This is a genomic window from bacterium (assembly GCA_029210965.1).
GTDB lineage: Bacteria > BMS3Abin14 > BMS3Abin14 > BMS3Abin14 > BMS3Abin14 > JALHUC01.
In genome coordinates, this window is record JARGFZ010000020.1 from 36,714 (window position 1) to 48,494 (window position 11,781).

Annotated in this window: 11 protein-coding genes; 9 read left to right on the forward strand and 2 right to left on the reverse strand. The window is 54.7% G+C overall.

All coding sequences use genetic code 11. The features are described 5' to 3' along the window. Positions 1–46: 46 nt before the first annotated feature. The 7 genes from P1S59_09050 to P1S59_09080 all read left to right on the forward strand — a co-directional run bounded on the left by P1S59_09050 (position 47) and on the right by P1S59_09080 (position 6,450). Positions 47–646, forward strand: coding sequence for a DUF4388 domain-containing protein (locus P1S59_09050; GenBank protein ID MDF1526399.1), 600 nt, complete (start codon positions 47–49; stop codon positions 644–646). Then, complete coding sequence (locus tag P1S59_09055) at positions 643–2,163, forward strand: ethylbenzene dehydrogenase-related protein (protein ID MDF1526400.1); 1,521 nt, start codon at positions 643–645, stop codon at positions 2,161–2,163. The genes P1S59_09050 and P1S59_09055 overlap by 4 nt, the downstream gene beginning before the upstream one ends. Before the next feature lie 41 nt (positions 2,164–2,204). After that, positions 2,205–3,035 carry a sulfide/dihydroorotate dehydrogenase-like FAD/NAD-binding protein gene (locus P1S59_09060; GenBank protein MDF1526401.1) on the forward strand — a complete coding sequence of 277 codons (831 nt, stop codon included), beginning with the start codon at positions 2,205–2,207 and terminating at the stop codon, positions 3,033–3,035. Positions 3,036–3,045: 10 nt separating this feature from the next. Continuing rightward, a complete protein-coding gene (gltA, locus tag P1S59_09065) occupies positions 3,046–4,494 on the forward strand; it encodes an NADPH-dependent glutamate synthase (protein MDF1526402.1) in 1,449 nt (482 codons plus the stop codon). Next, positions 4,491–5,492, forward strand: a complete 1,002-nt coding sequence (locus tag P1S59_09070) for a polyprenyl synthetase family protein (GenBank protein MDF1526403.1) — start codon at positions 4,491–4,493, stop codon at positions 5,490–5,492. The genes gltA and P1S59_09070 overlap by 4 nt, the downstream gene beginning before the upstream one ends. Continuing rightward, positions 5,489–6,007: an AmmeMemoRadiSam system protein A gene (amrA, locus tag P1S59_09075; GenBank protein MDF1526404.1), complete on the forward strand. Its 519-nt coding sequence runs from the start codon at positions 5,489–5,491 to the stop codon at positions 6,005–6,007. Before P1S59_09070 ends, amrA begins: the two co-directional genes overlap by 4 nt. A gap of 194 nt (positions 6,008–6,201) precedes the next feature. Beyond that, entirely contained in the window at positions 6,202–6,450 is a 249-nt protein-coding gene (locus P1S59_09080) for a DUF2007 domain-containing protein (GenBank protein ID MDF1526405.1), read from the forward strand. A gap of 215 nt (positions 6,451–6,665) precedes the next feature. Here the strand turns inward: P1S59_09080 and P1S59_09085 are convergent, their stop codons facing one another. Continuing rightward, positions 6,666–7,985, reverse strand: a complete 1,320-nt coding sequence (locus tag P1S59_09085) for a zinc-ribbon domain-containing protein (GenBank protein ID MDF1526406.1) — start codon at positions 7,983–7,985, stop codon at positions 6,666–6,668. Between the two features lie 364 nt (positions 7,986–8,349). Between P1S59_09085 and P1S59_09090 the strand changes: the two genes are divergently transcribed. After that, positions 8,350–9,141, forward strand: coding sequence for a carbon-nitrogen family hydrolase (locus tag P1S59_09090; GenBank protein MDF1526407.1), 792 nt, complete (start codon positions 8,350–8,352; stop codon positions 9,139–9,141). A 255-nt stretch (positions 9,142–9,396) separates the two neighbouring features. Here P1S59_09090 and P1S59_09095 read toward each other — a convergent pair whose 3' ends face one another. Next, positions 9,397–10,656 carry a tetratricopeptide repeat protein gene (locus P1S59_09095; protein ID MDF1526408.1) on the reverse strand — a complete coding sequence of 420 codons (1,260 nt, stop codon included), beginning with the start codon at positions 10,654–10,656 and terminating at the stop codon, positions 9,397–9,399. A 225-nt stretch (positions 10,657–10,881) separates the two neighbouring features. Here P1S59_09095 and P1S59_09100 point away from each other — a divergent pair, with 225 nt between their 5' ends. Then, positions 10,882–11,382 (forward strand): NYN domain-containing protein, encoded by a 501-nt coding sequence (locus tag P1S59_09100; protein MDF1526409.1) that lies wholly within the window; start codon positions 10,882–10,884, stop codon positions 11,380–11,382. Positions 11,383–11,781 lie beyond the last annotated feature (399 nt).

Consider the following 11,781-nt stretch of genomic DNA (forward strand, 5'->3'; position numbering starts at 1 on the left):
AACCTTATTCCACCTCCCCTATTCCATATTCACTCAAGGAGCGCTGTTGACCATCGAATCAGACTGCCTGACAGGTACTCTCGGAGAGTTCTCCCTTGCGGATATAATCCAGCTCATCAACATGGGGGGCAAATCCGGCAGACTGGCCCTTGTGAACGGGTTTTCCGATGAAGGGAGCCTCTACTTTGAAGGTGGTTTTGTTGTGCATGCCAGTGTGGGCAGCCTTGAAGGGGAAGGGGCAGCTCAATCCCTCATTGCCCTTGCCGAGGGAACCTTCAAATTCACTCCCGGGGAAAGGCCAGGTAAAAAGACGGTAATGCTGGCTGGCTATGAGCTTCTGATGAGGGTCGCCCAGAAGGTTGATGAGGAGGCTTTTCTGGAATGTGGCGGACAGCTGGTGCTGCAGATCGAAGAGAGTAACGACAACCTCCTTGCCCAGTCCCGGGAGAGGATCAAGTGTTTATTGCAGGCCCGCCTTGGCCAAAGGTCTGAACAGCCTTTGGCGGCGATCGAGACCAGCGGGGACACGGTGGAAGGCCTTCTTGCGGCCTGTGAGCGGATAGAGAGGTATATTGCCTTGTTTATCAGCGAGGTTGAGGCCGAGGAAGCAGGAAGAGAAATGCGGGAGGTCATCGGGCTGATATGATCCGCACTCACGGTCATATAATCACCGCACTGGTAATGGTGTTTCTCTTTCTTCCGGTGTCCATCTGCCCTGCTGCCGAGCTTTGTCTGACCAAGGCCCAGGTTTACAGCATGGCCGTATTTACTGAAGGTGAGCGGGCCGGACTCCTGGAGGAGATCAAAAAAGTGAACCTGAACCTGTCCCTCACCGATCTCACCAGGGAGGGTTCCTCCATAAAGCTGCACCTCGGCTCAGGAGATTTCATGGAGATCCTGAGCAACGAACTGTACTCTCTGGCTGTCTACGTTCCGCCGGGCCTCGAGTCTGCCATCTCTCGCCGTTCAGGGCCCGCTTTCAAGGTTGGAAGGATCGTCAGGGAAGAGGAGGGTGTACGGTTCTATCTGGGGACTCCTCCGAAAGTCCAAAACAGGGGCTTGGGAGGCCTTCTTTCCACGGATAGGAATGTAAGAGAGCTGCCGCCGTCAACGGTCAATGCCGCTCCACCGCCTTGGGTTTCACAGCCGATAGAACCGTCCGCTACTCCAGACATGGGTCAGCAATATGGGAAGCAGGAAGCTCGGAATGTCGAATCGATTGACCTTGCTGAAAAACCTGCTGAAATGGTCCCTGCCCGCCGCCCACCATCAAAAAAAACCATACTGGCTAAAGAAATGATAATGATTGCCAGCCAGCAGCGGGTAATACCCCTTTCTGAGCGGATCTCGGATGTGGGTGTCCCACCACCGCCGGCTAAAAAGAAGGATCCCGCATCACAGGGTCGTGTGCTGGTGGTGACGAACCTGGTTGGAGATATCCCTGTGCTGGACGGGTTTGATAAAGAGGAAGCGTGGTCCACGGCACCGCGTATGAGGTTCACGGTTTCCGGTACCGGGGTCAGTATCGAAACGGCAGCTGTGACCGACGGGGATCGGATATACTTTCTCTTCACCTGGCCTGACAAGGAGCCTGCGACCCGCCATCAGCCCTGGGTGTGGGATCCCGCCCGGGACAGTTACAGTCGCTTGCCTGTCCTCGATGACGGGATCGCTATCGGCTGGGTGATGGATGGGAGAGAAAACTTCGGTGGAAAGCAGGGCAGGAAGGTCCACGATCTCTGGGTGTGGCGGGCAGGCAGGGAGGGGGTTGGCAGCCATGCCTCTGATGGGAGGCTGTTTACCTCACGCACGCCTCTCTATATGGCTTACGACACCCATCGGGAGGTTGGTGGAAAGTGGGTGCGCATGGAATTTGATAGGGGTCGCCTTCCCTTTGAAATCGTGCTACCTTCTGGTTTCTCGGGTCCGGAGGTGCTTTCTTATGCACCCGGCAGACCGGATGGCAGTGCTTCCGATGTGAGGGGTGTTGGAGGCTGGATGGGGGGCAAGTGGGTCGTTGAGATGTCCCGAGCACTTAAGACTGAACATGAGGATGATCTCCCCTTCGACAGGGGGGGCAATTACGCTTTCATTGTCAACCTGCTTCAAGGTAAAGATCTGAGTGAATCCCCGGCGTCTGAGGTCCTGACACTTCGTTGGTAACTTCCTGTTCCAAGAGGGGGAACAAAGGAGGGGTAGTATCGGTGTTTACTATCGTGAAAAAAATGAATCTGTCGCACGATGTCTACTGGATGGATATAGATGCGCCTTATATCGCCCGAAAGGCCCAGCCGGGTCAGTTCGTAATTCTCCGAACGGGACGCATGGGAGAGCGAATTCCACTCACTATCGCCGATAGTGACCGGGAGGCCGGCACCATATCCCTGGTTTTCCAGGAGGTGGGCAAGAGCACCATGCTCATGGGCGCCCTGAAGCAGGGAGATAATCTGGACGACGTAGTGGGCCCCCTGGGTCTTCCCAGCCATATCGAAAAGCTGGGCCTTGTCGTCATTGTGGGAGGCGGTATAGGGATAGCCCCGGTTCACCCCATTGCCCGGGGTTTCAAGGAAGCCGGGAGCAAGGTGATCTCCATACTGGGTGCTCGATCCAAAGATCTGCTCATCATGGAAGATGAAATGGTCAAGGCAAGTACCGAGGTAAAGGTTTGTACGGATGACGGCAGTTACGGTCAGCAGGGTTTTGTGACCAACGTCCTGGAAGGTCTCATCGAAGAGGGAAGTCCCATCGATATGGTCGTGGCCATCGGGCCTGTTCCCATGATGGCTGCGGTGAGCAAGCTGACCAAGCCCTATGGGATAAAGACGATGGTGAGCCTCAACCCGATCATGGTAGATGGCACCGGCATGTGTGGTGCCTGCAGGGTCACAGTGGGCGGTAAAATAAAGTTTGCCTGCGTGGACGGCCCCGACTTCGATGGCCATGAGGTGGATTTCGCCGAACTCAGGTTGCGTCAGAGGATGTACCTGAGCGAAGAGCGTGATGCCATTGAGACCTTAACCTACGTGAGCGAGTGAGACTAATGCCATGACCGATACCAATAATACGACCCCAAAAAAGGAAAAAGTGCCTCGACAGCCCATGCCAGAACAACCTGCCGGGGAGAGACAGAAAAATTTCGATGAGGTGCCCTACGGTTATACTCCTGAGACGGCCATGCTCGAAGCCAGCCGTTGCATCCAGTGTAAAAAACCCAGGTGTGTGGCCGGTTGCCCGGTGGGGATCGATATCCCCGGATTTATCAAGGCCATCGAGGTGGGAGATTTTCCCGAGTCGATCCGTATTCTGAAAGACAGTAACGCCCTGCCAGCCGTTTGCGGCCGGGTATGCCCCCAGGAGGATCAGTGTGAGATACTCTGTGTCCTGAGCGTCAAGCAGGATCCTGTGGCCATTGGACGCCTGGAACGCTTTGCGGCCGATTGGGAAAGGGAACACGGTGAGGTGAAGCTGCCTGAAGTAGCACCGCCCACCGGCAAGAAGGTGGCTGTGGTGGGAGCTGGCCCGGCTGGGCTTACCGTCGCGGGAGACCTCATCGTCAAGGGGCACGAGGTGACCGTATTCGAAGCCCTTCATAAGCCCGGGGGAGTCCTGGTTTACGGGATCCCTGAGTTCCGGCTGCCCAACGAGATCGTCGAGTTCGAGATCAAGAACCTGGAAAACCTGGGTGTAAAGGTCATCAACAATATTGTCGTGGGCAAGACCTTTACGATCCCTGAACTCATGGAGGAGGAAGGGTTCGATGCAGTTTTTCTGGGTGTCGGCGCCGGACTGCCAATGTTCATGGGGATTCCCGGCGAGAACCTCAACGGCGTTTATTCCGCCAATGAATACCTGACCAGGTCCAACCTCATGGGCGGTTACGATTTTCCCCGTTACGATACGCCCTTGAAAAGGGGCAAAAAAGTGGCGATCATCGGCGGCGGCAACGTTGCCATGGACTCGGCGCGGACCGCAAAAAGGCTCGGTGCCGAATCCATCGTTGTTTACAGACGATCGAAAAAAGAGATGCCTGCCAGGATCGAGGAGATCCATCATGCGGAAGAAGAGGGGATCGACTTCCACTTTCTCACCGCACCGGTACGCATCCTTGGCAACGAGGATGGGGCTGTCATCGGGATGGAGTGCCTTACAATGGAACTGGGTGAACCGGACGATTCAGGCCGCCGCAGACCGGTTCCCATAAAAGGTTCGGAGTACATTCTGGATGTAGATGTCGTCATTGTATCCGTTGGCACGGGGTCAAACCCCCTGCTGACCAAATCCACGCCGGGGCTTGAGCTCAACAAGTGGGACTACATCGTGGCTGATCAAAAGACAGGTGTTACCAGCATCCCCGGCGTATACGCCGGAGGCGATATCGTCCGGGGCGCGGCGACGGTGATCCTCGCCATGGGGGACGGCAGGATGGCCTCAGGTGCCATGCACCGGTATCTCATGGGTGAGCCGGAACCTGCGGACGCACCCGAGGAGTCATGATGACGCAAGGGAGTCCTTCAGGCCGCCTGGACTCCATCCGGGAACCCGTCAGGGAGGAGTGCAAGGCCCTCGAAGACTACTTTAAGACTTACTTGAAGACGGATGTTCCTCTTATCGATCAGATATTTGAACACCTTATTGACGGGGGGGGGAAACGGTTTCGTCCCCTCCTCGTCCTTCTTCTCTCCTCATGTTCGCCTCATCGCTCCAAAGAGGATGTATTCAAACTGGCTGTGGCTGTGGAGTTTATCCACACAGCGACCCTTCTGCACGATGATGTGGTGGATCAGTCGGATGTCCGCCGGGGCAACAGGGTCGCCTACAGGATATGGGGTGCCGAACCGAGCGTTTTGTCAGGGGATTATCTGTACTCCCGCGCCTTCAACCTTCTGGTTGAGATCGGCCACCTGGGCATTCTGGACGCTATTTCAGGTGCCACCACCCAGATGGCCAGTGGAGAGGTGCTCCAACTGCTCAGGTCTTACAGTACAGCCACAACACGGGAAGAGTACATGGAAGTTATCAACGGCAAAACGGCAAGCCTCATTGCGGCTTCCTGTACCGCAGCTGGTTACATCGCCGGCATGGAGGATCATGACCTTGCGGCTGCGGGAGAATACGGGCTCAACCTGGGTATGAGTTTCCAGATCGTAGACGATGTCCTGGATTATGCTTCCCAGCTCGGAGTCCTGGGGAAGGCTGTCGGCAAGGACTTTCTCGAAGGCAAAGTGACCCTTCCGGTCATCATTCTCATGGAAAATATCAACGGCGATACCAGGCGCCAGGTAGCTGATATCTTTCTCAAGGAATCTCCCCAGGTAGATGATTTTGCACTTGTCCTGGATCTCATGAAGAAGCACCTGGTGCTTGAAAAAACCCTGAAAGTGGCGGTCCAATACCGTGACCAGGCAGTGAAAGCACTGATGAAGATACCTGCAGATCCGTGCAGAGACAGTCTTCTTGGTCTGGCCAACTATGTGGTGGAGCGCTGTTCATGAGCGACTCCAGTAAACCTCATGCCCTGGTAAGCGTGGCCAGGAATGCTATCCTTTCCCATCTTTCAGGAAGCCCCCTCCCCCATGGGGAGATGTCTGAAGATCCAGGGGAGCCTGCTGGAACTTTCGTCAGCCTGAAAAAAGCGGGACAGCTCCGGGGCTGCATCGGCACAATACGGCCGGTACGGTCGACCCTTACCCAGGAAATTATGGACAACGCTGTTTCCGCTGCTACAAGGGATCCGAGGTTTAAGCCAGTTGTGCTGGAAGAGCTTGATGAGATCAGCATCTCGGTGGATGTCCTGGGAACGCCGGAACCTGTGTCGGGCCTGGAGGAACTGGATCCGTCACGGTTCGGGGTTATCGTCAAAAGCGGCCACCGCAAAGGGCTCCTCCTGCCGGACTTGCCGGGGGTCACAACATCCGAGGAGCAGGTCCGTATAGCAAGACAGAAGGCGGGTATCGGGGCTGAGGAACCTGTGGAACTGCTCAGGTTTGAAGTGAAACGGTACGTCTGAAGCAAATCTCCCGTGAATGCGTGTGTGGGTGGAGCGTGATTGAGAAAGACCCTTCGAACTCACTCACGTACGCTCTACGCATCTACGAGTGGTCCCCTTATCCAAATACGCTATAATTGAACCATACGAGTCAAATGGTCTAATTGGCTGGCCTTTGTTCTGTCCGCAGGACAACAGGCAGGGAGGAGGGCTTCATGACTGGAACCGGGGATTGGAAGCTTTTGATCGCGACTGCTGATGAGGCAGAGGTGAACCTGCTTAAAGGCAGGCTTGAGAGCGAGGGTATCAGCTGCCGTGTAGAGGTGCAGGACAAGTACCCGGACCAATCCCATGTGGGACGGTCCCGGGAGTTCAGGGCTTATGTCCCTGTTGGGGAGTTTGAAGCCAGCCTGCTGGTGCTCGAGGATGATGAGATGGATGATGAGATGGATGAGGAACTCTAGTGAGTTAGGTAAGGGAGCGTGGGAGTAAAACCAGAACGCAGAACGCAGAATAAAACCCCAACAGGCGGAGAAAATCCTGGAGATTTAAGATTGCAACGCCGTGTCCTCGCATCACCGTGTCATGTTCAACGCCCTGCGCTCTGGTTTTCCTCCCGGCTCCTGGCTCCCGGGTACTGACTCCAAATTCCCCCCGCCGCGTCTTGTGGCCTCCTATATCAGGTCGTCTCCTTGAACCCCGATATGGTGACGGTAACCTTGGTGATCCCGTCAGGTGGGCTGCCGAGGATGATAAGGAACGGTACAGACTTCCCGGGTAAAATGCTTGCGTTACTCAAGGATTGCCCCAGCTCGTTGTGAAGATCGGTCTGGATCTGGTCAAGGTTGAGGCTGACGAGCTTACTGTCATCAAAGAGGTTCCCGCAAAAGGCCGTGGCCTTGCTCACCACGTCACCAGCGGCATTTCTGAACTGGGCTTCGACCTGGATCATTCCTACATTACCTCCAGATTCGTTCAGGACTGTACCTCTGACCGCGTAAATGATCTTGCCATCAGTACGGTTAAGGGCCTTGACCTCAATGTTGGCGGGTGTGAGGGTGCCTTCCGTCTGCTGGCCCCTGGCCTGTATCATCTCCATTATCGTAGGGTAAGCATAGTATCCGCCGCCCCCCATAACGCCAAACAACAAAAGGAGAACAAGCCACTTTTTCCCTCCGCCAGAGGCCCGGGTTTCCGGCTGATAGGACGGAACGGTAGAAGTTCTCGCTGTAGATTTACTCTCGTAATCAGGCTGTGCAACTTCCTCCGGCTGTTCCATGGGTGGCGCTGGCGGTGGGGTGGTAAAATCTGCACCTTCTGCGAGTCCGAACCCTCCGTCTGCTGAATCCGGAGCCGCCTGCCCATCAATGGCAATATCGCCCCACTCCCCACCCGGCTCTGGTTCCTGCGGCAAGGCAGGTCGCTCTGAATCGGTTTTTTCAACCCCTTCTCCAGTTTCCTCTCCAAAGAGATCCGATCCAGATGAACTCCCCTCCCGCATTGTAGCTTCTATCTCAAATCCGTCACCTTCCGGTTCTGCCGACGCAGTCGGTGTCGGGCTGGTGAGTCCGGCCTGATCCGTCTCGTGGGCAGGTCTTTTACCCCCGATATCCAGTGATGCCCCTTCTTGAGAGATCGGCATGAAGTCGGTGCCTGGCTCATCGGGAGGACTTAGTTCAGTGGATTGGCGTCCCGTCCGGGGTGCAGGGGGGTCCTGTAAGCCATCAAGGGAAGGCAGAGCCGGAGGCTCGGGTGGGCTCTCGGTGACGGAACTCGGAGCGGACTCTTTCAGGGGTAGAGCTGCTGGCTGTTCGGGCGCTGGTGGTTCTGGTACGGGTGGTGATGGGGGCGCAGTCGACTGATCCGGTAAAGCGTTCTCCGGTGGTGCTATGGTGAAAACATTTTCGCATTTGGCACAGCGAACTTTAACACCCTTACCTTTGACCTTCTCATCAGCGATGCGATACTTTGTATGACAATGCTCACATTGGAGGATCAACGTGTTTTCTCCCCTGCGGGTTTGATGTTTTGTTTTTTGTTAGCAGTGTGTCGGAACTCCTCTACACGCTGCCGACGTTTGTCGGAAATCCTGGAGAGTGAGTTTGTAGTATTATATCAATCTTTGCAATACAGTATTGTAACATGTTCCGATAATCTGTATCCAGAAGTCTGTCTGAAAATTTACGACAGGCTCCTGGAACAGGATTATACCCACCATGGAAAGGGGTTACAAGTAAAGGTGTTAAAATTTGTGATCCGTGATCCGTGAATTGTGAACCGTGAACAGAATAGGGCAAGATCAGTCATTAAGGACCTTGAGTGAGTTAAAACCATTCACCCTTCACATTTCACAGGGAGTTATTATGAACAACAAACTCACTATTCACCTCATCCAGTGGCGGATCCGTCCCGGAGACGTTGAGGGTAACCTTAACAGGGCTGAGGAATTGATCGCATCGGCCTCCCCTGGAAGGGGGGACCTTGTTCTCCTCCCGGAGATGTTCTCCTCGGGCTTTTATTACACCGACCTGGTCAAGATGGCTGAAAAATATGAGGCTGTTGTGCGGTGGATGGGAGTTATTGCGGCCCGGTATAAAGCGGGAGTGGCAGGTTCTGTTGGGTATAATTCGCCTGAAGGGGTGACAAATACCATGGTTCTGGTGGATAAGTCCGGAAAGGTTGTGGCTTCCTACGACAAAGCCCACCTCTTTCATGCGGGGGATGAAGACCAGCACTTTACCCCCGGCCAGAAGATAGTCGTGGCTCAATGGGAAGGTCTTGATGTGGGGCTGGCTATCTGTTTCGATCTCAGGTTTCCTGAAATGACCAGGAAACTTTGTGATGACGGGGCACGGATCGTACTGGTTTCAGCTCAGTGGCCGCGGGCGAGGGTAGACCACTTCCGGGATTTAACGAGAGTCAGGGCAATGGAAAACCAGCTGTATGTTGTGTCATGTAACTCCTGCGGTGACGATGATAAGGGGCTTGTATTGGGAGGGTGCAGTACGGTGGTTGGTCCTGGAGGAGAGGTGAAAGGCGTTCTTGGTGATGATGAAGGGGTCCTTACCGTGACCATAGATCTGGATGAGGTTGAGAAAACAAGGAAGAGCTTTCCGGTATTGAAAGTGAGACGGAAGGATCTGTTCGGAGGGTAATTAAGGATATCAAAACCGTTCGACACGGGGACGCGGGGACACGGAGAAAAAACAAAGCATGGACATGCCGCAGTCGTTTCCGAAACCGCGCAACCATTGATTGAAACCTCCGGCTATCGGTTGTAAAAAGCCCAGAAAATCAGGAACAATTAAAAGTTTTTCTCATGAAAGAGCGAACAGGTGGTCCATGAAGTCTGTCTATGACTGGAAAATCCTCACTGCGTCTCTGCGTTGCCGTGTCTCCGCGTCTGGTAGTTAATTCCCCTCCGACAACATTCGTTCCAGGGCGTTCTGAGCCTCGGTGAAGGACGGGTTGACCTTCAGCGCCTCTCTGAAATACCTCAGCGCTTCCTCCTCCAGTCCCATGGCTGCCAGGGCCTCTCCCTTCAGGTAGATCGCGTCAGCGAACCCCTGATTCTCTGCGAGGACCGTTTCCACCTCTTCAAGAGCTCTGGCAGGTTCGCTCAGGCTCAGGTAAGTCTTGACCAGATCCAGCCGCACCTTGGCCATGGCGGGGTTTAGTGCCAGGGCCCTCTTGTACTCGAGGCACGCTTCCTGAAACTGTCCCATCTCCCTGTAAGCTTTTCCGAGGAGGGCGGCGAGGTCCGGCCACTGGGGATGCTTGGCCGTAAGGCGCTGGAGGATCTCGGACGCATCCTTGTACAGCCCTTCCCTGACCATGGCTGATGCCAGGGTCGTCTCGCCTTCCTGAACATCAGGATCATCCTGAAGGTCCATCTCCACCTTCCTGGTATTCAGGTAGGAGACACCGGCCACAATTCCGAGGAAGATAAGAAGTATGAACAAATAAAAAGGTGCTGAGACCAGGAGATCTTTTACCCGGGACAAAGAGCTGGTAGGTGCTATATTTTTAGCTGCTTTGGGCGGTTTGAAAATATCGGCAAGCTTGTTACCCGTTACGGCTGCGGGCGGTGGAGAGAGGAGATCGCTTTGGGAGTAGGAAACAAGTTCAGTGCGATGGGCGCTCTCTTCCTGGGCCAACAACCCGATGCCGGGTTTGAACCAGATATAGCCCTGGTAGATAGGACTTGAAGTGGGCCTGTAACCGACCTTGATGCAATCGTGGAAGTCTCCCGCTGCCACCCTTACCGGCCCGCGATCAAGAACCGTAAAGGAGAGGGGGGGGTCGGACCAGGGCGATTGCCAGGTCTGCCCGGGATCCAGGGGCCACCGCAGGAGCAGGGTGAGCTCTCCCCGTGGATCACCAGGGGTGTTCCCTGACAAGGGCTGAAGCCGGAAGAGACCCTCGCTGCCCAGGATATAATAGAAGGGTTTGTTGCCGTCGTAGGATGCTGCAATGAGAGGGATACCCTTTTTTTCCGACACCTGGCTGATGGCCAGGGTCTCGAGGTCCCCCTCCAGATTCCGGTAGGTCCAGGTGCTGCCGGGGCTCAGGGGAAAAAGCTCCGGCTTGGCGGCAGCCTCAACAACAGGTAAAAGAACCAGGAAAATGGCTAGGAAAAAGACGGGAAAGCTTCGTAGGCAGGTATCCATAACGATTCTCTGTCTATTCGTGTATCATAAATAGATAGCAGCTGTCAGCAGGGATAAAATCAGCACGCAGCACGCAGGAGAAAATCTTCGACTGGATGACCCGTCTTCGTCCTATGGACTTCACCGTGGCAGGCTGAGCGACTGAGCGAAAGGACAGGATCTAAAGAAAGAAGCGCGGTTGCTATAAAAGAGATGTTTTTACCAGTGAAATTTGGAATTAAACCCATGCGAATCGTGATCGACGGCTACAACCTCATAAGGCGCATCCCCGAGCTCAGGACCCTGGACAGCCAGGACCTTGAGGTCGGAAGGAACAGGCTTGCCCATGAGCTTTCCGCCTACCGGGCTGGCAAGGGTCACCAGATAATCGTGGTCTTCGACGGCGCTGATTCTATCCACCTGGGCGGGGGAAGCGAGAAGGTGGCGGGGATCACTATCCGCTATTCAGCCCGGGGTCAAAGTGCCGATCAGGTTATCCAGAAAATGTGCCGGGAAGGCGGTGCAGAGGTTGTCATCACCGGCGACAGAGAGATCATTGACGTTGCGAAGGCGGCAGGGGTGACGGCCGTGTCTCCAGATCTTTTCTGGAACAAGGTTCAGGAGGAAATGTACCGGAGGTTTAAAGGGGAGGAAGATCAGGAAGAGGGGAAGAGGAGAAGAGGAGAAAAGGGGAGGAAGTTAAACAAGGACCAGAGGAAGGATAGGGGGAGAGTGGATAAATTATAATGCACTGGACACGGTGACGCGGGGGGGACAAGGAGCCAGTATCCAGGAGCCGGGAGTCAGGAGTGAGTAAAAAGTTCCGTGGGTGCGTGGAGCGTGCTTGCTTGCGTACGAGAGCCAGAATGTAGAATGTAGAATGCAGAAGGTAGAACGTAGAATAAGATCAAAAGCTGGCTAACCGCCCTGATCGCATTTATAGCAACTGGCCCTTACCCAGTTTACCGGTTTTTTCTGTGCCCTCTGAGCCTCTGTGGTGAAAAAACATCTCCGTTAAAGCAACCGTGCTATCCACCGGTTTAAAGTTTTACCCGCAGTAGTGTCCGGTTAGTGTCCGGTTAATAGTTGAACAAATTCAATTGGTTATACAACGCCCCTGGTTCAGCCGTGCAATGCAAGTCTGTA

Bases quoted from the DNA above. Each gene is read 5' to 3' on its own strand.
- P1S59_09055 (MDF1526400.1), top strand. From the start codon at position 643: ATGATCCGCACTCACGGTCATATAATCACCGCACTGGTAATGGTGTTT.
- gltA (MDF1526402.1), top strand. From the start codon at position 3,046: ATGACCGATACCAATAATACGACCCCAAAAAAGGAAAAAGTGCCTCGA.
- P1S59_09070 (MDF1526403.1), top strand. From the start codon at position 4,491: ATGATGACGCAAGGGAGTCCTTCAGGCCGCCTGGACTCCATCCGGGAA.
- amrA (MDF1526404.1), top strand. From the start codon at position 5,489: ATGAGCGACTCCAGTAAACCTCATGCCCTGGTAAGCGTGGCCAGGAAT.
- P1S59_09080 (MDF1526405.1), top strand. From the start codon at position 6,202: ATGACTGGAACCGGGGATTGGAAGCTTTTGATCGCGACTGCTGATGAG.
- P1S59_09090 (MDF1526407.1), top strand. From the start codon at position 8,350: ATGAACAACAAACTCACTATTCACCTCATCCAGTGGCGGATCCGTCCC.
- P1S59_09095 (MDF1526408.1), bottom strand. From the start codon at position 10,656: ATGGATACCTGCCTACGAAGCTTTCCCGTCTTTTTCCTAGCCATTTTC.
- P1S59_09100 (MDF1526409.1), top strand. From the start codon at position 10,882: ATGCGAATCGTGATCGACGGCTACAACCTCATAAGGCGCATCCCCGAG.